Source organism: Burkholderia sp. BCC0322 (assembly GCF_902833045.1).
Lineage (GTDB): Bacteria > Pseudomonadota > Gammaproteobacteria > Burkholderiales > Burkholderiaceae > Burkholderia.
The window spans coordinates 22,172-43,393 of the sequence record NZ_CADFDU010000005.1 but is presented as its reverse complement, the minus strand read 5'-3'; the positions used below and the strand labels follow the sequence as shown (position 1 = coordinate 43,393).

At 62.3% G+C, this 21,222-nt stretch carries 20 protein-coding genes; 12 read left to right on the top strand and 8 right to left on the bottom strand.

Annotated elements, in window-relative coordinates:
* Positions 1-565: 565 nt before the first annotated feature.
* Positions 566-1,150 carry a DUF2889 domain-containing protein gene (locus HWX39_RS16220; protein WP_175969030.1) on the top strand — a complete coding sequence of 195 codons (585 nt, stop codon included), beginning with the start codon at positions 566-568 and terminating at the stop codon, positions 1,148-1,150.
* Positions 1,151-1,258: 108 nt separating this feature from the next.
* Here the strand turns inward: HWX39_RS16220 and HWX39_RS16215 are convergent, their stop codons facing one another.
* Together HWX39_RS16215 and HWX39_RS16210 are read right to left on the bottom strand one after the other, a co-directional pair.
* The gene (locus tag HWX39_RS16215; RefSeq protein WP_175969029.1) at positions 1,259-1,750 is read right to left on the bottom strand and encodes an NAD(P)H-dependent oxidoreductase; all 492 of its coding nucleotides are present in this window, start codon (positions 1,748-1,750) and stop codon (positions 1,259-1,261) included.
* Between the two features lie 192 nt (positions 1,751-1,942).
* A complete protein-coding gene (locus HWX39_RS16210; RefSeq protein ID WP_175969028.1) occupies positions 1,943-2,596 on the bottom strand; it encodes a TetR/AcrR family transcriptional regulator in 654 nt (217 codons plus the stop codon).
* 83 nt (positions 2,597-2,679) lie between these two features.
* On the opposite strand from HWX39_RS16210, the gene HWX39_RS16205 reads away from it, so the two are divergent.
* Positions 2,680-3,804: an MBL fold metallo-hydrolase gene (locus HWX39_RS16205; RefSeq protein ID WP_175969027.1), complete on the top strand. Its 1,125-nt coding sequence runs from the start codon at positions 2,680-2,682 to the stop codon at positions 3,802-3,804.
* A gap of 12 nt (positions 3,805-3,816) precedes the next feature.
* Entirely contained in the window at positions 3,817-4,041 is a 225-nt protein-coding gene (locus HWX39_RS36270; protein WP_244135021.1) for an AraC family transcriptional regulator, read from the top strand.
* A gap of 1,532 nt (positions 4,042-5,573) precedes the next feature.
* On the opposite strand, the gene HWX39_RS16195 is transcribed toward HWX39_RS36270, so the two are convergent.
* Positions 5,574-5,783, bottom strand: coding sequence for a hypothetical protein (locus HWX39_RS16195; RefSeq protein WP_175969026.1), 210 nt, complete (start codon positions 5,781-5,783; stop codon positions 5,574-5,576).
* Between the two features lie 119 nt (positions 5,784-5,902).
* Here HWX39_RS16195 and HWX39_RS16190 point away from each other — a divergent pair, with 119 nt between their 5' ends.
* Together HWX39_RS16190 and HWX39_RS16185 are read left to right on the top strand one after the other, a co-directional pair.
* On the top strand, positions 5,903-6,598 hold the full coding sequence (locus tag HWX39_RS16190) for a ParA family protein (RefSeq protein ID WP_011350423.1): 696 nt from the start codon (positions 5,903-5,905) through the stop codon (positions 6,596-6,598).
* Positions 6,591-7,622: a ParB/RepB/Spo0J family partition protein gene (locus HWX39_RS16185; RefSeq protein WP_175969025.1), complete on the top strand. Its 1,032-nt coding sequence runs from the start codon at positions 6,591-6,593 to the stop codon at positions 7,620-7,622. The genes HWX39_RS16190 and HWX39_RS16185 overlap by 8 nt, the downstream gene beginning before the upstream one ends.
* Positions 7,623-7,716: 94 nt before the next feature.
* Here the strand turns inward: HWX39_RS16185 and HWX39_RS16180 are convergent, their stop codons facing one another.
* Positions 7,717-9,033, bottom strand: a complete 1,317-nt coding sequence (locus HWX39_RS16180) for a replication initiation protein (RefSeq protein WP_175957347.1) — start codon at positions 9,031-9,033, stop codon at positions 7,717-7,719.
* 1,525 nt (positions 9,034-10,558) lie between these two features.
* Here HWX39_RS16180 and HWX39_RS35930 point away from each other — a divergent pair.
* Positions 10,559-10,723 carry a hypothetical protein gene (locus HWX39_RS35930; RefSeq protein ID WP_208458844.1) on the top strand — a complete coding sequence of 55 codons (165 nt, stop codon included), beginning with the start codon at positions 10,559-10,561 and terminating at the stop codon, positions 10,721-10,723.
* Positions 10,724-11,632: 909 nt separating this feature from the next.
* Positions 11,633-11,941, top strand: coding sequence for a DUF4148 domain-containing protein (locus HWX39_RS16175; RefSeq protein WP_175969024.1), 309 nt, complete (start codon positions 11,633-11,635; stop codon positions 11,939-11,941).
* A 179-nt stretch (positions 11,942-12,120) separates the two neighbouring features.
* Here HWX39_RS16175 and gcvA read toward each other — a convergent pair whose 3' ends face one another.
* Positions 12,121-13,026, bottom strand: a complete 906-nt coding sequence (gene gcvA, locus HWX39_RS16170) for a transcriptional regulator GcvA (protein WP_175969023.1) — start codon at positions 13,024-13,026, stop codon at positions 12,121-12,123.
* 139 nt (positions 13,027-13,165) lie between these two features.
* Here gcvA and HWX39_RS16165 point away from each other — a divergent pair, with 139 nt between their 5' ends.
* From HWX39_RS16165 to HWX39_RS16155, 3 genes are all read left to right on the top strand, one after another.
* Entirely contained in the window at positions 13,166-14,464 is a 1,299-nt protein-coding gene (locus HWX39_RS16165) for an adenylosuccinate synthase (RefSeq protein ID WP_175969022.1), read from the top strand.
* Between the two features lie 200 nt (positions 14,465-14,664).
* Complete coding sequence (locus tag HWX39_RS16160) at positions 14,665-15,606, top strand: LysR family transcriptional regulator (protein ID WP_175969021.1); 942 nt, start codon at positions 14,665-14,667, stop codon at positions 15,604-15,606.
* Positions 15,607-15,871: 265 nt separating this feature from the next.
* Positions 15,872-16,783, top strand: coding sequence for an aliphatic sulfonate ABC transporter substrate-binding protein (locus tag HWX39_RS16155; protein ID WP_175969020.1), 912 nt, complete (start codon positions 15,872-15,874; stop codon positions 16,781-16,783).
* Between the two features lie 389 nt (positions 16,784-17,172).
* On the opposite strand, the gene HWX39_RS16150 is transcribed toward HWX39_RS16155, so the two are convergent.
* Positions 17,173-17,886, bottom strand: a complete 714-nt coding sequence (locus tag HWX39_RS16150; protein WP_175957333.1) for a dienelactone hydrolase family protein — start codon at positions 17,884-17,886, stop codon at positions 17,173-17,175.
* On the opposite strand from HWX39_RS16150, the gene HWX39_RS16145 reads away from it, so the two are divergent.
* Complete coding sequence (locus tag HWX39_RS16145) at positions 17,885-18,148, top strand: hypothetical protein (protein ID WP_175969019.1); 264 nt, start codon at positions 17,885-17,887, stop codon at positions 18,146-18,148. The genes HWX39_RS16150 and HWX39_RS16145 overlap by 2 nt on opposite strands.
* A gap of 60 nt (positions 18,149-18,208) precedes the next feature.
* Here HWX39_RS16145 and HWX39_RS16140 read toward each other — a convergent pair whose 3' ends face one another.
* Both HWX39_RS16140 and HWX39_RS16135 read right to left on the bottom strand, forming a co-directional pair.
* Positions 18,209-18,520 carry a DUF4148 domain-containing protein gene (locus HWX39_RS16140; RefSeq protein ID WP_244135020.1) on the bottom strand — a complete coding sequence of 104 codons (312 nt, stop codon included), beginning with the start codon at positions 18,518-18,520 and terminating at the stop codon, positions 18,209-18,211.
* A 316-nt stretch (positions 18,521-18,836) separates the two neighbouring features.
* The gene (locus tag HWX39_RS16135) at positions 18,837-19,802 is read right to left on the bottom strand and encodes a GlxA family transcriptional regulator (RefSeq protein WP_175969017.1); all 966 of its coding nucleotides are present in this window, start codon (positions 19,800-19,802) and stop codon (positions 18,837-18,839) included.
* 214 nt (positions 19,803-20,016) lie between these two features.
* Between HWX39_RS16135 and HWX39_RS16130 the strand changes: the two genes are divergently transcribed.
* Positions 20,017-20,658, top strand: a complete 642-nt coding sequence (locus HWX39_RS16130; protein ID WP_175969016.1) for an HD domain-containing protein — start codon at positions 20,017-20,019, stop codon at positions 20,656-20,658.
* The last annotated feature ends 564 nt before the right edge of the window (positions 20,659-21,222 follow it).

The following is a 21,222-nucleotide window of genomic DNA, read 5'->3' as shown; positions in this document are numbered from 1 at the left end:
GGCAGGAGTGGAAGTATACCGGTACGCGCGACGGCTGGTTGACTCACTGGTCTGCATTGGCCCGATTCGGGGTACCGGAAATGCGTCCAGGCGGTCGTGTTGCGCATTATAGGGATACGGTTCCGGAAGTCACGCCGTTCACCCTCTACAGCGGAAATCGGGGCCATCTTGCGCGCCGCGATTACCCCCGGCGACACCGATCGACGCCCGACACGTGGTATTCCGCCTCGGAACATCGAACGCGGATCCCGCCGCATCGCTACACCGCGGACCCCGGCTGCGATTCTGCATCCCGGACAGCGGCGTCGCCTGCGTGCGAATCAACGATCACGGCGATGGATCGGCGCAAGTGCCGTGCCCGTTCGATCACATCGGTGCCCGCGCATGACTCGTTGCGTCCGCATCGATCCCGTGGCGCACGAAGCGGCCCAAAAGTGCATAGTATGACCGGATCGATGTCGTCGGCAGCGTACCTCGGCCCGTTTCGCCGCGCCCCCCGGCGAGCTGTCGGCATCCCCCTTGCCTGCCCAAAGAACGAACCGGTTGTACGAAACGGAGCAGATACATGGTTCCCCCACACGATATCCCGCACGACGGAATTACACGCGAGGAGATTCACCATCGGCAGATCGACATGCACGGCTACCGGCGCAGCGACGGCCAGTTCGAAGTCACAGCCTGCCTCGCGGACCGCAAAACCTTTGATTTCACGCCGCCTGGCGGCACGCGGACGGTCGCTGCGCTGTCGCCGATCCACGAGCTCGGCGTGACGCTGGTCTTCGACGCCGACATGGTCGTCCGAGCCGTGTCCACGTTCCTCCGGTCGCATCCGTATGCGCAGTGCCCGGGCGGCGCAGACTCGCTGCAGGCGCTCGTCGGATTGAGCATCGGTGCGGGCTGGAACAGCGAGATTCGCAAGCGCCTGCCGTCCTGCGATACGTGCACGCATTTGAAGGAATTGCTCGGCCCGATCGCCACCACGGCCTATCAGACGATGGTCGGCATGCGTAAGTCATCGCTCGAGGAGCGCGACAGCGAGGGAAAACCGCGCAAGATCGACAGCTGCCATGCCTATGGCGCATCGCGCGATCTCGTGAAACGTCTTTGGCCCGAATATCACCGGCCTTCGGAAACCGCAAAGGACAGCTAAGGGCCGGGCGTTCCGCCAGCCCCGTGCCACAAGATCGGTGCTGCTCGAGACCGCGCGTCGCGTGCACAAACGTGCGTCGACCGGTCGTCACAGTCGCGGCCCTGGCGATCAAAAAACGCCCAGTGCAAGTCCCGCCGCAAGACCGGCGCCCAATTCGGCGCAGCGTGCAAGATCGTCGGTGTCGATCGTCTTCGCCGCGAGGATGCGTTCCGGTATCTGCGCGTGCGTACAGACGATCAGGCCCGGTGCCACGTTCTTCAACCGCCATCCGGTCGCGATCCGGTCGATCTGGCGCAACGCGTTCTGCCCATCGCTTCCCGCACAGATCATCGCCGCATACGGGCGGCCGTTCACGCGATCGAGCGCCGCGTAGTAGCAGCGGTCGAAGAAATCCTTCATCAGCCCGGACATGGCCGCGAGATTCTCCGGCGTGGCGAACAGGTAGGCGTCGGCGGCCAGAACGTCGTTCGCGCTCGTCGCATCCGCGCGCTGCAGCCTGACGTCGACGCCGGGCTGCTCGCGCGCAGCGCCGGCAGCCGCTTCAGCCATCTGTTGCGTGCCTCCGGTCATCGTGTGATAGACGATCAACAGCGTCTTCATTCGTCGTTACTCGCGTTCGGTTTCAGGTGCGCTGACGGCATCGCCGATTTCCGCTGAATGGCCAGACCAGATGAGACTGTTCCGCGGTCGCTTGTACGAATCTGCCGGTTTGCCGGCTCGTCCTGGCAGCGCACGCATCGATCATGCGCGTTGCGCCGGGTTCGATTCGCGCAAGCTCGACCGGGTGCACGATCAGTCCGTTACGGCACGCGATGCATCGGTGTGTTCCGGTCGCGCGTAGTACGCGAGAAACATGTCGGCAGCGGATTGCGCGACTGTTTGTTGCTCCGGCTCCGTGAGCGGCGGCTGGCCCATCGTGATCTGCGGCCAGAACGCGAATGCCTTCACGACACCGTGCAACTGATGCGCGGCAAACACCGGATCGGTCACGGACAGACGTCCGGCCGCCGCGGCCGTCCGCACCCAGACCGTCATGTCTTCCTCGCGCTCGCCTAGGCGCTCGACCATGTCACGCGCACGCTCCGGCGAATGGATGGCCGCACCGATCGCGACGCGTGCGAGCGAGAGAAATGCCTCGTCGCTGAGCAGGCGCATTTTGCGATTCAGCAACGCGAGCAATTGCTCGCGCAGCGGCACATCGGCGCGATAGGTTGGCGAGCTGCCGGTACGGGTCGCATCCCACAATTTTTGCAGGATCGCGGCGAACAACGTTTCCTTGCTCGGAAAGTGGTTATAGACCGTGCGCTTCGACACGTCCGCACGCGCGGCGATGCGGTCCATGCTGGTCGCGTCGTAACCCGACGCGAGAAATTCCTCGATGGCCGCGTCGACGATGGCCGCGCGCTTTCGATCGGTCAGGCGCAGAGGGGGAGTACGGGTATCCATTCAGAAATTTTACACCGGGGAGTTTACTTCTCCCAGAAACAAACTACACTGCTCAGTGTACTTTCCACTCCGGACCAACCGACATGGCATCGCCTCTCGTTCTGATTCATCGCATTCTGGGTTTTGCGGCCGCCCGACGCGGCCGCGCGCTTTCTGGCGGCTCGCCGCAGCACAATGGCGAGCGCTTCAGCAATGTCGCGCCCCGCCCGGTCGAGGGGTTGGGCAAGACGCTCGGGATCGCCTGGAACATGCTGTTCAACAAGCCGCGCAATACCGTGCCGGCCGGGCTGCTACCCGTCGATTCGCTGACGCGTGCGGCACTCGACGCAGCCCCCGATCGCAGCCTGTACCGGCTGGGTCATTCGACGCTGCTGCTCAAGCTGCGCGGAGAATTCTGGCTGACCGATCCGGTGTTTGCCGAGCGTGCGTCGCCGTTTCGGCGTGTCGGCCCGAAGCGTTTCCATGCGCCGCCGATCGCGCTTGAAGATCTTCCGACGCTACGCGGCGTGATCCTGTCGCACGATCACTACGATCATCTCGACCGCGACACGGTGCTCGCGCTCGCGGCAACCACCGGCGTGTTCGTGACGACGCTGGGGGTCGGCGACCGCCTGATCGAATGGGGTATCGACGCGAAGAAAGTCCGACAGCTCGATTGGTGGCAGAGCGTGGACGTGGCCGGCCTGACGCTGACCGCGACACCTGCCCAGCACTTTTCCGGGCGCAGCCTGTTCGACGGCAACAGCACGCTGTGGGCCTCCTGGGTCATCGTCGACGACGATTTGCGCGTGTTCTTCAGCGGCGACACGGGCTACTTCGACGGTTTCCGGACGATCGGCGAGCGCCTCGGGCCGTTCGACGTCACGCTGATCGAAACAGGCGCATACGACGCGCAATGGCCATACGTGCACATGCAGCCGGAGGAAACGGTGCAGGCGCACATCGATTTGCGAGGGCGCTGGCTGGTCCCGATCCACAACGGCACGTTTGATCTCGCGCTGCATCGCTGGCAGGAACCGTTCGAGCGCGTCACGGCGTTGGCGACCGTGCGCGGCGTCGAACTGTCGACGCCCAGGATGGGCGAGCGCCTCGCACTCAACGAGCCGCACCGCGGCGAGCGGTGGTGGCGCACGGTCGACGAGCGCGTGACGTCCGATGCCACGACATCGCGCCGCAGGCCGCTTTGCACATCGCAGGCGACGAAGTAGACACACCGGTCGTTGCACATTTTTTCCCCGGAGCGCGGCAATGCCGCGACTCCGGCAGGCGCGTTGCCGACGTACCCGCACGTCGACGATCTGGCGGTGCAGATACAAATGGGCAGTTCGACCTTCGACCACCACTTCCGCCAGCTCACTGGCAAAAGTCCGCTGCGGTACCAGAAATGGATACGGCTCAACGAAGCACGTCGGCTGATGCTTCCCGAGCGGCTCGACGCCGCTTGAGAGCCGACTCGGTTCAATCAGGAATACAGCCGGTTGTTCGGTAATTCTCCGCGGAGAGATATCGATAGCCTGCGGAGCGGATGTTGTTCTGTCTGTGGTCGCGACTTTTGGTGGTATCCGCAGAATGGGCAGATCAACCCTTCTCGCGTGAAGCGTTGATCCAGTCGATCTGATTAAGCCAGACGAGCGCAGCGGGATACGTGGTTATTGCCAGATCCGGATCGGTTGCTTCGCGGTCGTCTGCGAATTGCAATTTGAGTACCGAGCAGTGCGTGGGCACTTCGCGACGTCGGATCTTTATCCGAACCCGCAAACATCCGTCGGCTAGGGACAAGCCGCCTCATACCGACCTCGCTAACTGATGAGGACTTTGCCCCCTCCGCAATTGAGTCTTCTTAATGTCTTTCTGACGCTCGGCAGCTAACTCTCGAGTGCTGGGAGTCACGCGCCACGCTTCAATCCAACGATTTGCGTGACTAGAGTGGGCGTTGTCACGTGACAACTCGCGCTGATAGATCGGCGCAGCACATCGAACTGATTCACCTCTGTTCAATGTATCTACGGTACTAGACTGGCTTGGTACGTATCAAATACTACAAATCACGTATTACAAATACATTTCGCAGTGTATTTGCACCTGCGTTGAAATGAAGCCTATGAAATGGGCATGCGCCCCTATTTACAAGGATGATCTTGTTGATTTCGCGTGAAACAACATGAAGAATAGAGCGCAACTCATTGCCACATAAGGATTTCACCGAGCACCGAATTTCTCGTAAATGTTTCACGATCCGGCCCGTTGGAGTTGCCGGAGGGCCTTCAACCCCGAAATTTGTCGCAAATCGGAGCCTCTGATGTGTAGTTGAGCGTAGCAGCCCCCGCCCGCACTGGTCGCAACTCCGGGGTACGCACGATAAAGCCTATACCCTCCCCTGCCGGTCAACTCGCACGACGACGGCGATCTGAACACCCTCTATAAATGGGGACACATCAATGACTCCAGTGATGCACATCCCCCGGTGTTAGCTCAACAACCTTTCCGCTGTCGCATGGCTGCGAACAGTCTGCAATTGAGACCAGCGGTTGCAGACCAACTGGTGACTCAGACTTTTCAAGACCGGTGCTTCCGTCCCTACAGGCGGCGCAACCCGGCACTTCGACACTGAAGGTCTCCGAGACAACACACCGGTTGTCACGTGACAACTCGCCAGCCAATTCGGCCAAAAAGGTGTATCTCGTGACGAGCCAACGGCAGCGAATCTCATCGTTCGCGATCTACTTCCTCACGTTCAATGGAGTCCGATCACAACGCCCTCTGAGAGTCGATTCCGCACAGACGTTGCCTTCCGTCCTGAATTGGTGTCACGTGACAACTCCTCGCACGAGAAGTGGCCGCACCGAGCCAAAGACAGTATTTCGGGCATCGGAATGATCTCGCTATAACCGGAAGCGCGATTGAATCAAGAATTTCCTGGCGCCGGATTGCTTGAGAAAGAGCAAGCCTCTGCTACTTGTCACGTGACAACCGAGTTTCATGGCCCCCATGAAATTAATTGATTGATTGCGGCTGCGACGAGTTCTGCCAGGAACACTACGAGATCAGCAGCCTCTCGCCACTCGCTAACGCCGCCGTCAACATTGAAATCCGCCGAATTTGCTCTCGATCCTCGCACGCATTCTTCAATCGTGATCGCCAATTTTATTTTTACTCGACCACCAGTCGCCACGGACTCGTTGGCCATTTGGCCCACTTGTCACGTGACAACCAAATCGATCACCGAAGCATACATCTCGACGAAGGCTTTTCTGGACATTTTGGCAATAACTGCATATATTACGCAAAACTCCGTGGAGGAATTTAATGGCTTTCAAGATCGCCGTCAGTAATCAAAAAGGTGGGACTGGAAAGACAACCATCTCCGTCAATATCGCCGCTGCGTTCGAAGCCGGCGGCAACAAAGTCGCCCTGATCGATGCCGACCCTCAAGGCACGTCCGTCCGGTGGGTGACGAGCGGCGAGAACACGTTGCCGATGACGGTTCTTTCTCTGGCCCCTGCCGGTCGCGGCATCGGCGGCGAGATCAAGAAACAGGACGCGAACTTCGACGTCATTGTTGTCGATTGCCCTGGCAACCTCGAGGATCCGCGAATTGCCTCCGTGCTCGAGGTCGCCGACTTCTGCCTCGTGCCGCTGTCGCCGTCGCCGGCCGATCTCTACAGCACCGTCGCGATGATCCGCATGATTGAGTCGATGCGATCCGTCCGTAACCCGAATCTTTCTTCCGCATTAATGCTGAATAGTGTTAATGGAAAAACTAAAATGCGTGAAGAAATTTTAAAAATTTTAAGGGCTGAAGAAATAGGGGAGCATCTGCTCGACAGCCAGATCGCGCAACGCGAGGTCTACCGTCAGACATTTGCGCTCGGCACCACGATCCACCACCACAATCGATACCTGAAAGGCCTGAAAGAAGCCCGGGCGGAAATCGAAAAGCTGGTCACGGAAATGGCCCAATACATCGCGTCGACGCGCGCTACCGGAGCCGCCCATGGCTAAGGACACTTCGAAAGACAAGAAGCCGACCGGCAACCTCCATCTCGCAGCCGGCCTGTTGCGCGGGCTCGCGCAGGAAAATGCGGCCCTCGAAACGCGGCTGCCCGAACCGGCGATCGCACCGAACGTCGTCGGCGAGACGGCGCCCGTCAGCGTCCCGGCCGCAGCGACGCCCTCCAGCACGCCGGATCTTGGCGCGCCTCAGAAGGTATTGGTCAAGGATTGCATTCCGAATCCGTTCAACCCGCGGGTGTTCTACTCCGAGTCGAGCCTGCACGAGCTCGCGCTGACGCTGAAACGGGAAGGGCAGATCGAGCCGATCAAGGTGACGCGGCTCCCGGAGTTCCCCAGCAAGCTCGTGGTGATCGACGGGCAACGCCGGCTCCGCGCGACGAGCATCAACGGCGATGAAACCATCAACGCCACGTTTCGCACGGATCACACCCCCGAGCAGCTCTACACGATCGCGTATCGTGCGAACCACGACCACGAACGCCAGACGATCTTCGACGATGCGGTCGCGTGGAAGCGTCTCCTCGACGAGAAGGTCTTTTCCGACCAGAACACGCTGGCGGAAAAGATCGGCAAGGACAAGGCTTCGATCAGCAAGACGCTGTCGCTCAACGCGCTCCCGAACACCCTCCTGGAACGGATGGCGAGCGCGAACGACGTGGTCGGCCTGCAGGCGGCGTACTTCCTGAAGCTGATCTTCGAACGCCTGGGCGAGCCGACGGCCGACCGGCTGTTGACGGCCGTGATCGACCGGAAAAAATCGGTTCGAGACCTGGAAAATTTCCTGCGTGCGCAGAGCGACGGCAGCAAGAAAGCGGGGCGCACGCGCTACAGCGTTCGCCACGACTTCGCGCTCGAATCGCGCGCGATCGGCCAGTTGAAGACCTATCCGGACGGACGCCTGGATCTGCAGCTCAAGGGCGTCGACGCATCGCACCAGGAGGCGCTCGCCGACAAGCTCAAGACCGTCATCGACGCGTACGTTGCCGAGTTGGCAACGGCCACGCAGCCGTAACGCGCGAAAAGCAGAAGGCCTCGCATCCGCGTGTGCACCGCGAAGCCGGACGACGATGTCCGGCCCGCGACGCCCACCGGCCGCGAGGCCTTGTTCAGTTGCCCGCGAGACTGCTTTTCAGCAGGAATTCGAGCAAGTCGTCCGAGGTCGGTTCGCCCCACGTATCCAGCGCGAGCCATCGGAAGAAGCTGGTCTGCGCGAGCTTGCTCGCCTTCTTCTTCGGCGACAGCGTGAGGTCCTTCGAGCCTGCCACCGTCTCGTTGTAACGCTCGATCAGCTTGGTCTGGTCGTCGATCTCCAGTTCGCGGAAATACGCGCCGGCTTCCTCGACCTTTGCCGCCAGATATTTGTCGCGAATCTGTTCCTGCTTGCTCTGCGCGGATTCCTTCGCCGGAGCGGCCGCCTCCGTTCCCTGCCCGTCGGACAGCGTGTAGCCGTGCGTCAGCGCCTTGCGGAAATAGGCAGCCACGTTGTCGACCGGGGCCGCATTCTTCTTCGTAGTCCGATTGAGCGTATAGGCAATCGCCGCCTTGATGCGCTGCACACCGTATTGCGTAATCAGCCGGCGCGCTTCCGAACGCGGAATGCCGAACTTGGCGACCTCCTCGACCAGCGCTTCATTCTTGACGTCGCCGTCCTCGACCGTATCGGTGCTCTGCTTGCGCGTCACCTTGAACTGGACCGCCTCCACGCTCCGGCCGGACTTGTGTTCGATCAACTCGAGCGTGTGATCCGAAACTTCGTTCACCTCCTGAATGCACGGCACCAGGACCTTGCTCTTGAACAGCTTGTATTCCTTGTACGACTGCGACGCCTTGTCCTGGCCGAGAATGAGGTCACGAAATTTCGGCAGCGGGATCTTCGCGGTGATACCGATCCCCTCGTAGCGCACCGTGTTTTCCCACAACGCGAGCGAGTGCGACCGCCGGAACTCGCGGGCGATCCGCATATCGATCAGTGCGTAGATCTCGGGGTTGAGCAACTCGCTGCGAATCTGGTCGGAGAAGCTGTACTTCAGCACCGATTGCTCGAGTTCCGCACCGGCGAGCAGGCCCGATGCTTTCCAGACTGTCGACCGATCCGCGGCCAGGTAGTCCCAGTTGACGACGGTACTGATCAGCGAGTTGACCGTGTCCTTCACGTACTTCGTGTTGTTACTGTTCAACCCGCTCTCGTGCGAAAGCGATGCAATCGAGATCGAGAAACTCGTCCGGCCTGGCTCGAACGCCTCCTGTCGAAGCGCGTTCTTGATCAGCGAGCTGAACATCTTGCGCTGCTGCAGACCGATCTTTCCAGACTTGGGCGCGATATGAATCGCCTGGACCGCCTTGCGCAGCAAGTCGGGAGGCTCGGGTGTCTGAAACAGCGAAACCTGTTTGTCTGAGCCTTTGCTTGCGGGCTTGCGCGGCATCGTAATGTCCGGATAAGGTGACCTTGGTGAGAGAGGACTTTATACCTTTTCACGTCTATGAGCAACGCCCTTGCTCCGGCTTTACTTGCACTATCTCGTATAACTTTATGATATTAAAAGAAAATTTATGATCAGACGACCTGTACGGAGCCCCATATCCAGCTACCTTTCGTCAAAAATGCTTCCCACAAGCCGCTACCTTTCATGCCCGGACACGGAAACCCGGCATGAGATTTGCCCCGGCCAAGGTAACCATCCATGGGAAGCAAACGTGCGGAATCGAGATCGGTTCGCGAATTCGTGATGCTCTGCAGCACAGACCTGTTTTGTTCCCATAACTTGCTACCTTTGCCGATTCCCACAGGAGGGTACCTATCGACCCACTTCGGCAGCGCTGAATGCGGTGATTTTGGCCTTGAAGGCAGACATCGCTCCCATAAACGGCAACCTGTTGGTTTCCCCATAAAAGGTTACCTTTTGGTGCCATCGATCTTGTCCATGGGAACCGGCCATAGGGAATCGTGGTGGCTTGCAACCAAGCCGGCCCAAATGCCACCCATAACCGGCTACCTTTAAGGCGCCCCATAACCGGCTACCAGAGAAAAAGCACTGTGCGACCCGGCGTCCGCGGATCAAAAAAAATGCCCCATAAAAGGCTACCTACAGGCATTCCCATAGACGACTACCCAACGCGTTTCCGGGCCGATTTCCCATAACCGGGTACGCTTGCCCCATATCCACAACCCTGATTCCCCACAACGCGGTACCCCAAACCCCAAATCCACAGACCTTAACCCCCAGCCCCTTACACCTGTGCTCCCATAAATGGGTACCGAACACCCGTCAACCCCTTGTCAGATAAGGCTGTGAGCCGTCTAAAAGTAGTTAAAGAAGTAAACGTGGTTTACAAAAGATGTAAACACACGTGCGCTTCCGCAGAAAGACGAACCCCATAAACCGCTACCAATGGGTAGCCGTCTGTGGTGTCTCAGACGGCTCAAACCGTCGATTCAAGCCTGAAAACAATGACTTGGACCTTCGATCAACACTGGCTTCAAGCCCGACAAGGCCTCCAGAAGGGGTGAGTACCCACTCACATCGACGGAAACGTAGAAACCTATGGGAGAAAAACGGGAAGAAAGTGCCGTTTCCGGGCACAGGTTCCCATTTATGGGACCCCAAACCCGGCGCCGTGACCTCGCCAGCGTCTGTTACCAGCCGGCAAGGCAGATCAACGATCCGGAAACACGAATCTCCTTGGTTTCGTTCACAGCAGTTTGAAATCATCCGGGACGGCAGACGAAGGGATTTTTGCACTCATGCCTCCCTGTCCATGGCCAAGTTTTTCCGATTGGCCGCCCGCGCATCTCGTCAAATTTAGCCTGTGGGCTGTGGACAGAGGAAATCGACGCCGTTCGATTTGCTCCTCCGCGGCCTTCCAACTTTCTACCTTTGGAGCGACCAACCCAAGTTCAATGCTGTGCGACCTTGCCACAAGGAGAGGCCCGGGAACGGCCTCCCGCAGTTGAACCGGGTGGTCGCGCTGTCGGCACGTATCGCCGGCGCTTGGGTCGATCCGGTGCACGCCGTGAACCAACGTGAAGATGCGGGCGACCGCGAAGCTCACCGCAATCGAATTCGAACGATGATCCCGAACATCCTCACCTTCCGACAGTTCCGGATCCCGTAAAAGCTCACCGGCCAGACGAGGCCGAGGGAATCGGCATGCTGTGCGGGCAGCGACACCCCCTGGATTCCGGGGACCCAAACCGCGGAATGAAAAGCCTGTGATCCCCGCACGTTGCGAGATGCGTTCCTGAGCGGGATCGGACGGTTCACAAGCATTGCCGCGACATCACGACCCAACGTGCCACGATCGCCAGACGAGCGTGGCGACCTCGGTGCTGTACGGTCGGCGTAGCCGTGAAGTGATTCCCGCCGATTTCTTCACCGCACGCAACGTGTCCACACCTTTCGTCATACGGACCACAGGACTGCGCGGCGACGAGTTATACCGGCTCGGGTAACGCATGGCATCACAGCGCGGCGATTGGTTGCCGGAGCGAGCGCTGGGCGCTGCGGCGATTCGATCGCGCATGCCCTGATTACCGTAAAGCCGAATCGTGGTCGTTTATGGGAGGAACCGTCGCTTGAACCGCGTCGACTGGCAACGCGGCACACAGTTCGACTGCTGACGCGGTGATCGTGATTGATCTGATAACGGTCACATCAAGAGTGAGCATGCCGGCAGCACCGCTTATGAAACAGTCATGGGTCACGCGTATCACACTGCACCGCGCGGACATGACCCATCCTCGGCACTGAAGCGCGGGTACCCCGACCGTTTCTCGTCTCCGCCGCCGCGTGCTCAGCACGCGTGCCGACCCGCGCGACACAGTTCGCCCTGCCTGTGACGGTCGAGCGCCCCCACGTTTTCTCCCATACGTGTATCCCCAACTGCGCTTGCACGTTGGCGCCACATTTTTCGCGGCGCGGTTATGATGCACAGGTCCCGAACACGGCATGACAACCGATCGGGTCAGGGGCGGTATCTCGATGGTCTTTCAATCCGTGATAAACCAGAAAAGAGAGTTCAGCGATGCGAATCCAGATCAGAAAACTCACGCTGGCTGCTACTGCAGCCGCGTTCCTGTTCGGCTCGGCAGTTCCGGCGTTTGCGCAGACCGACGCCAGCGCGCCCGCGGCACAGGACGCGAAGGCAGCGAAGAGCCAGGCACGCAAGGCGGCCAGGGCCCAACGCAAGGCGGAGCACAAGGCTGCACGTGCGAAGAACACCGCCGAGCTGAAGAAACTCGAAGATGCCGGTTACAAGCCGGCGGCCAACGATCCTAACTATCCGCAGAACCTGCAGAACGCGGAGAAGAAAGCTGCCGGCGCTGGTCAGTAAGCGTTGGCCGGCGGCAAGCCACGGTTCGATCCGCGGCTTGCCGCGTGCGTCGTGATCTCACGGCGCACATCGAAAACCACATTCCCGGTATCGACGAGGGAAAACGCAATCCATACGCTTGCGTCATTTGATTCGTATTCCTGTATGTCTTGGCGCACGCCCCCAGCAAGCTGACCCAGTCAGTTCCGCCCGCCGGGCGCAGCCGCATTTCCCGTCGTCTTCAGCCAGTCCTTGAACGCCCGTACCGCTTCGTCGTTCGCTCGTGCCGAGGCCACGTATGTGAAGTAGCGCCACGGCGGCAGCGCCGGTTCGCTGAACGGCTGCACGAGCCGACCTTCGGCAATGTCGTCCGCGACGAGCGCGATCGGCCCCATCGCGACGCCGAGCCCGTCGAGCGCCCCTTGCAGCGTCAGGTAGAAATGCTCGAGTGTGAGCGAGTGGCGCGGCACGAGATTCGGCTGTCCGGCTGCCGCAAGCCATTCGGGCCACATGCCGGGATAGGTGGCCGCGTGCAGCAACGTGAAGCCGGCGAGATCGGCCGGTGCATGCAACGGCCGCCCTTCCAGCAGCTTCGGCGCACACACCGGCAGCCGGACTTCGGACAGGAATTCCTCCGCAACGTATCCGTCGACGGCCTGCGGGCCGCCGCGAACGATCAGGTCGACCCTGTCGCGCAGCTTGTCGATCGGCTCGTTCGACGTCGACAGCCGCACCTCGATAGCCGGATGGGCGACCTGGAACGACGACAGCTTCGGCACCAGCCAGCGCAACGAAAACGTCGCGGGGGCGCTCACGCGCAGCACGCGTGGCTGCGCATGGCCGAAATGCTGCGCGGTGGCGAGCGCGATCCGGTCGAACGACGCCCCGACCTCGGCGAGATACGCACGGCCCGAATCGGTCAGCTCGACCCGCCGGTTGTGGCGTTCGAACAGCGGCCGCCCGAGCCACGTCTCCAGTTGCTGCACGTGCCGGCTGATCGCGCCGTGCGTCACGCACAGTTCGTCGGCGGCCAGCGTGAAGCTGCCGAGGCGCGCGGCGGCTTCGAACGCTCGCAGCGAATTCAGCGGAGGGAGTCGTCGGGCCATTGTCTGGTTCGTGTGATATTTACTCACGCGATGGTTCAGGTTTTATCGTTTGATCGGGTGCTTAAGCTCCGCCAATATGGCACACAAACGGCCCACTCGGCCGATCTATTGTCTGAATTTCTCACACGGAGTACGAAGCATGCCGAACGTGGTGGTCGTGGGCGCCCAATGGGGCGACGAAGGCAAGGGGCGCGTCGTGGACTGGCTGGCGGCACAGGCCGATCTCGTTGCACGCTACAACGGCGGCCACAACGCGGGTCATACGCTGGTCGTCGGCGGCAAGACGTACAAGCTCGCGCTGCTGCCGAGCGGCGTCGTGCGCGGCAAGCGCGGCGTGATCGGCAACGGCGTGGCGCTCGATCCGGAAGCGCTGCTCGCGGAAATCGGGCGGGTGGCCGAACTCGGGCTGTCGGTGACGCCGGACAACCTGTCGATCGCCGAGAACGCGACGCTGGTGCTGCCGATACACCGCGCGATCGACCAGGCTCAGGAGCGTCTGCGCCGCGAGCCGATCGGCACCACGCTGCGCGGGATCGGGCCGGCCTACGAGGACAAGGTCGGACGTCGCGGGCTGCGCGTCGGCGATCTCGCTGAACCGGGCCAGCTCGCCGCCAAACTGGATGTGCTCGTCGATCATCACAACGCGTGGTTCCGTGGTCTGAGGCTCGACGAGTATTCCCGCGACACGATGCTGGCGACGCTGGTCGACCTCGCGCCGCGGATCCTGCCGTTCGTGCGCCCCGTCTGGGCCGATCTCAACGACGCGACCGACCGCGGCGAGCGCATCCTGTTCGAGGGGTCCCAAGCCGTGATGCTGGACATCGACTGGGGCACGTACCCGTTCGTCACGTCGTCCGGCACCGTTGCATCGGCGGCGGCGGCCGGTACGGGGCTCGGTGCGTCGAAGCTCGGCCACGTGCTGGGCGTCACCAAGGCGTATGCGACGCGGGTCGGCGGTGGCCCGTTCCTCACCGAGCTGTCCGACGCGACCGGCGAAACGCTGCGTGCGCGCGGGCAAGAGTTCGGCGTGAATACCGGCCGGCCGCGCCGCTGCGGATGGCTCGATGCCGCGCAGTTGCGTCAGGCCGTCAGGATCTCGGGTATCGATTCGCTGGCGCTCACGAAGCTCGACGTGCTCGACGGTTTCGCGTCGATCGCGCTGTGCGTCGGCTACGAACTCGATGGCGTGCGGGTCGATCATCTGCCCGCGAGCCTCGAGGCCCAGTCGCGCGCGAAGCCCGTGTACGAGCGGTTCGACGGCTGGCGCGGCACCGTGAAAGGGGTACGTGAACGTGCGGCGCTGCCGCGCGCCGCACAGGATTTCATTGCACGCATCGAAGCGGTCGCGGGCGCACCGGTATCGATGATCACGACCGGTGCGGAGCGCGACGACACGATCGTGTTGCGTAATCCGTTCGATGCCGCCGCCATGGCCTGAGGCGTAATACAGGCCGCGAATCGCGGGGCGGCACGGCGACACGATTCGGCGTCCGGATCACGCCGCGTACGGCGAACTGGACACGTCTGCACCGCTGCTGTACTGTTCCGCACAATTCGCGCCAGACCGGCCTGCGCCGGAGCCGCCGGCACCATCGCCGCACGGTGGCGCGACGTGATCTCAATCCCGGGGACAGGTCGATGGACACGTTACAGATGATGCGCATTTTCGTCCGGGTTGCGGAGGAGGGCAGCTTCACGAGCGCGGCCCAGCGCCTGGACATCACGACGGCCTACGCATCGCGGTCGGTCGCGCAGCTCGAAACGCATCTGCGCACGCGCCTGCTCAACCGCAGCACACGCCGCATCGCGCTGACCGACGCCGGGCAGCGCTATCTCGACCGCTGCCAGCGTATCCTCGGTTATATCGAAGAAGCGGAATCCGAGGCGGCCGATGCACAGGCAAAGCCGTCCGGACGGCTGCATGTCCATGCGACGACGAGCTTCGGCCAGGCCTACGTGGTGCCCGCGGTCGTGCGATACCGGCAGCGCTATCCATCGGTCGCGGTCGAGCTGACGCTGTCGCAGCACGTGCCCGACATCATCGACGAAGGCTACGACGTGTCGCTGCAGTTGAGCGCGACGGAGTTGCCCGATTCAGGGCTCGTGTCGCAGCGGCTCGGCGAGGTGCACAGCGTGCTGTGCGCGTCGCCCGCGTATCTGAAGGAGCGCGGTACGCCGCGCACGGTGCGCGAGCTCGACGGCCATGCATGCCTGCAGATCGTCACGCCGGTATTTCCGCGCGATCGCTGGCATCTCGACGGCCCTGACGGCCCCGAGACGTTCGACCTGCCGCCGCCGGATTTCCAGGTGAACATCGCCGACGCGCTCGGCGCCGCATTGCGCGCCGGCCTCGGCATCGGTTCGCTGCCGATGTCGTCGGCGCTGCCCGCGCTGGCGAGCGGTGCACTGGTGCGTGTGCTGCCCGACTACCGGTTGCAGAAGCTGACGGTCTACACACTGTACGCATCGCGCCAGTATCTCGATGCGAAGATCCGCACATTCGTCGATTTCCTGCGCGAATGCGTGCCCGAAATGCTGGCCACCGACGAGGCTGCGCTGCACGCTTCCTGCAAGTCCTGAGGTTGTACCGTCGGCGTGTGAGCACGAGGCAGTGCGTCAATCCAACGAGTAATACGCAGTCCTCTATTTGGCGGAGATATCGGTCACCCTCACGACCGATCCGGTCAATGATGCCCGGATAACGGCCGTGCCCTTATGAAAGCGCTTGCTTTCGATATCGAACATCGTTGGTTCGGTGCGTGGTGCCAACCCCCTAGAATCGGTTCGACCGGCTTCGTCGCATGCGTGCGCAAAGCTGCATCCTGTTCATCGAACCCGATACGACATGGCAGATCAATACTCCACAACCCGCCGCAGGTTCCTGCATGCCGGCCTGGCGATCGCGGCGGGCGCCGCCGCGCATCCCGGCTTCGCGCTGGCGAGCACGGCCGGCGCGCGTACGTTGCGCATCGGCTATCAGAAAGGGCCGTTCAGCCTGTTGAAGGCGCGCGGTACGCTGCAGAGCAAGCTCGCGACGCTCGGCGTGACCGTCACGTGGACCGAGTTTCCGTCAGGGCCGCCGCAACTCGAGGCACTGAACGCGGGATCGATCGACTTCGGCGATGTCGGTGAGGCGCCGCCGATCTTCGCGCTCGCGGCCGGCGCGCCGCTCGTCTATTACGCGCAGACGCCGGCCGGCCCTTCGGCCGAGGCGTTGGTGGTCGCGAAGGATTCGCCGGTCAGGACCTTTGCGGATCTGCGCGGCAAGCGCATCGCGCTGGTGAAGGGATCGAACACGCACTTCCTGCTGGTTCGGCTGCTGCAGGCCGCGAAGCTCAACTATGCGGACATCTCGCCGGTCTGGCTGTCGCCATCCGATGCGCGCGCCGCGTTCGAGAATCGTTCGGTCGATGCGTGGATCATCTGGGATCCGTTTCTCGCGGTGGTACAGCAGGCGTTCGGCGCGCGCATCGTCGCGGACGGCACGGGTCTCGTCGAGAATCGCGGCTACTACTTTGCATCGCGCACGTATGCGCAGCGCAATGCCGACGTGCTGGACGCGGCCGTGTCGGAATTGACGGCGGTCCAGCGATGGCTCGATGCGAACCGCGCGCAGGGCGCGGCCGAGTTCTCGAAGCTGTGGGGGATTCCGGAGCCGGCGGTTGCGCTCGCGTTTCGCCGCGCGCGCTTCGGTGTCGAGCCCGTCACGCGTGACACGCTCGCGTATCAGCAGCGTATCGCCGACGTGTTCTACTAGGCCGGCGTCCTGCCGAAGCGCGTCGACGTCAGCCTGGCTGCACCACCCGCGCTCGCTTGACGGTGCCACCGGTCAACGGCGGAACGGCAGCGCGACATCGTCCGGAATCGGCCACGCATACGGCCGCCGCGCCGCTCGAGCAGTTCCGCCTTCGCCTGCGCGAGCGTATCCCGCGCTGCGAGCAGGTCGATCGCGGTCGCGGCCATTGCCGTTCGGGATCTCGCCCGAAGGCTGACGGGTAGGCAAGGCCGAGGGCACGGGCAGGGGCAAGCCACGACCCCTGTTCGCGGAGGCTGCCGTACGCGAAAACGAAAACGCCACGGATGAAAATCCGTGGCGTTTCTTTTTACGCAACCTGCGTAGCCGCTCGCGTTGGAAGCGGCGTTACGTTACCCCTGCTTTTCCCAAAGCGTGCGGCCGAAGAACGTCAGCGTGCGATCCCACGCCATTTGCGACCACACCGGATCGAACTGCGTGCCGGCGATGCGGCCGGGGCCGACGGCTGTTTCATTCGCGAACGCGTGATGCGCGAGATAGCGATGGAATTCGATATTGACCTTCGCATCGGTCAGCTTCTTCTCGAGCGCGTCGACCTGGTCGATCGCGAAGAACGCGTCCTGCGTGCTCCAGTGGCCCATCAGCGGCACCTTGAGCTTCGCTGGATCGAGGTAGTCGAGCGGCGGGAAGCCGTACCACGTGACGCCCGCGTCCGCATCGGCGAATTGCAGCGACAGCAGCGTGAGTGCGCCGCCCATGCAGTAACCCGTCACCGCGACACGCGAGGCAAGCGTCTTCAGATGCGTCACGGCGCCCGGAATGTCCTGCGAAGCCGCGTCGCCGAAATCGAGTCCGGTCATCAGATGGTGCGCTTCCTCTTCCTCGACCGTCGATTTGCCGCGATACAGGTCGGGCACGAGCGCGAAGTAGCCGCAGCGCGCAAGGCGATCCGCGACGCCACGAATCTGGTCGTTCAGCCCCCACCATTCCTGGATGACGACGACCGCGGGCGCGCCTTCGGTCTTTGCCGGCGTGGCGAGATAGCCCTGCAGTTCCTGGCCGTCCGGGCGTCGAAACGTGATCATGGAACCGGATGTTTGAGACATGAAACCGCTCCTTTTCGAAAAATGCGATGAGTGCGGCATCGGGGCCGGCCTGCGGGCGCGGCGACGATCGGACAGGCCGGGCGTCGTGGTTCCGCTCGCGTTCGTTTCGGCCGGCACCGACCACGCGGCCATTCTATGCGCAAACACCGGCTGCCGGCGTGACCGGGGCCGCGCCGCGCGCGATCCGCAAGATTGCATCGATCGGGGCGCGCAATCCGTTCCGGAAGCGGACGACCGGAAAGCAAACACCCCGCCCCGATGAACGGGAGCGGGGTGTTTCGTTTGCTGCGCGCGTATCGGAATACGCGGGCGCGTGTCCGGCTTACTGGCCGAAATACACGGAGTCGCGGCCGTCCTGCTTGACTGCGATTGCGCGGCCGGCGCGTACGCCAGCGGAGGCTTGTGCGCCGTAGCCGGTTTCGTCGGCGTTCGTCACACGGGCCTGTGCGGTCTGCAGCGCGCGCGGGTAATACTGATCGGAGACCTCCGGCTTGTAGCCGGCCTGTTCGAGCTGGACGAGTTCCGCACGCACCTGGGCACGCGTCAACTGGCCCGACGGGGTCGATTGTGCCAATGCGCCGTACGAGGCGGACAGGGCCGTTGCGGCGACGACAGCGTAGATGAACGACTTCATGATGACCTCCGGTTTCATTGATTTCGCGCTTCGCTTGTTGCGTTCAGCGGTTGATTGCATCGTAGCGATCAGGTTACCGGTCGGAAATACGCGTTCCAGCGAATCATTATTGCAACTGGGTAAACGATCCGGGGTGACTGGATTTTTGTCTGATGATTGCGAGGCTGTCCGGCGCCTGACAGGACTGCGGAGGGACGCGAGTGGGGCGATTTCGTCGATTGGCCGGGGCCACACAACGATCAGTTAAATCGCATTCCGAAGTATTTGAGCGAGGCCGTTGATATCGTTCATGCCGTATCGAAGGCACGCAGCCGCGTCACTCGACCAGGACCGCCTGCCGTTTCCGGTATTCGGCAGGTGTGATTCCGACGTGTCGGGTGAACGACCGCCTGAGCGTATCGACATTCGCGAAGCCGCATTTCGCGGCGACCTGTTTCGGCGTGTCGTGGCCGTTCTCGAGCAAGTGGCGGGCGGCCGAAATACGGGTCGCCTCGACCCATGCGGCGGGCGTCATGCCGACTTCCGCGTGGAACAGCCGTGCGAAGTGGCGTGGGCTCATGCCCGCATGCTTCGCCATTTCAGCCACCGAATGCTCGAGTTCCGGATTGGCTGCGATCCAGCGCTGGACCTCCTGCAGTACCGAGCGCCCGGCGGGGCGCGCCTCGCCCTCGCGACTGAACTGGCGTTGTCCGCCCGGGCGCTTGAAGAACATGACCAGTTGCGCCGCGACACGCCGCGCGATCTCGCGGCCGAGATCTTCCTCGACCAGCGCGAGCGCGAGATCGAGCCCGGCCGTGACGCCGGCGCCGGTGCGCAGCTTGCCGTCGCGCACGTACAGCGCGTCCGCGTCGACGACGAGCGACGGATAGGCTTCGGCAAGCGCGTTGGCGGCAGCCCAGTGCGTGGTCAGGTGACGTCCTTTCAGCAGACCGGTGGCCGCGAGGATGAACGCGCCGGTGCAGATCGAGCCGTAGCGCTTGCTCCGCACGGCCGCCGCTCGCAGCCACGCGAGGACGTCGGTGCGCAGTGCGATTCGGCCGGCGCCCGGCGCGCCGGCGACCAGCAGTGTGTCGATGCGCTCCGGAATGTCGGGAACGATCCAGTCAGGCAGCAACTGTGCGCCGGACGAACTGCGGATCGGGCCGGACTCGCTTGCAATGATCCGCAACGTATAGAACGGCTTCCCGCATTCGGCGTTCGCTTGCGCGAAGACGTCGAGCGGTGCGGAGACATCGAGCAGTTGAACGCCCGGAACGGCGAAAATTCCTACGACCTTCGGCATGATCGATCGCGTGTCGTGTCGAATGTGACGGGTAGCAGTATAGAGGTGCCGGCGGCGCATGACGCGGGCGGATGAGTCCGTTTACGGTGTTCTTGTTGCCGCGCGGGTACTGTGTCCGTCAGTCACGCAAAATGGCAGGATTTGACGTAATACGTCTATTGGAGACGACTGTCGGACTCTGGAGAATCGAGGGTGTTTTCATTGGAGGTTGATCATGACCGAGAACGTTGCAGGCATCACCATTCCCGATAGCCAACTGACGCGCGAGATCACCGAACTCGTTCGCGATACCGCGTCTCCGTTGCTGTTCCATCATTCCAGTCGAGTGTTCTATTTCGCGGCGCTCGTGGGCCAGCGGCGCGGGCTGAAATACGACCCCGAGCTGCTCTACTGCGGCTGCATGTTCCACGACATGGGGCTTACGCACGAACACAGCAGCGCGTGCGAGCGTTTCGAGGTGGACGGCGCCAACGCCGCCCGCGATTTCCTGAAGGGCAAGGGCATCTCGGAACAGGATATCGACGTCGTGTGGACCTCGATCGCGCTGCATACCACGCCGGGCATCCCGCAGCACATGCATCCGGTGATCGCGCTCGTTACCGCCGGTGTCGAGATGGACGTGTTGGGCCTGACGTATCCGGAATACAGCGACGTTGAACTTGAGGCTGTCGTCCGTGCGCATCCGCGTACGCCGCACTTCAAGGAAGACATCATTCAGGCGTTCTACGACGGGATCAAGCACAAGCCCGACACGACGTTCGGCAACGTGAAGGCCGATGTGCTCGCAGACAAGGATCCGCATTTCCACCCGGGAAATTTCTGCAGCGTGATCCGGTCGTCTGCGTGGGCCGGCTGATTGCTCGGGGACGGTGCACGATTCCGGGTGCTGAGCGGAGATCGTGCGTGTGGCGTGAATCGTGGTTCATAGCATAGTCAGGAGTGCGATCATGTATGGCAAATCGCACAATCGAACGCTTACCCACGCGAATGGCGCGACTGTGGGCGACAACGCCAACAGTCAGGCGGCCGGGCCGGGTGACCTCGCGCAGTGATCCCGGACCAGCGCATGCATGCGAAAGGTGGTGGCGTGTACGGCACGTTTGCCTGCCGTGGCGGACGAGATCGGCCGATACACGAGGGCGGAACCCATCTCGGAAATCGGCAAGCAGACGCTGATGTTTGCGCACTTCCCGACGGTCAGCGACGGATGTGGCTCGATAGACGTCGTTGGACAACAGCGCGCGTCAGATCGTCGGCGTGTCGAACGACACCCTTCATGTTAAGTCGACCACTGCGCGAGGCCCGGGCCGACGTGTGGCGCGGGCAACGCGACGACACGGGGGCGGCTGGCGGCGGCGTCGAGGCGAGCGGGGCGGGTTGGGTTGGTGTTGTGGCACCCGCCGCGTCGCAGGCAAAAAGG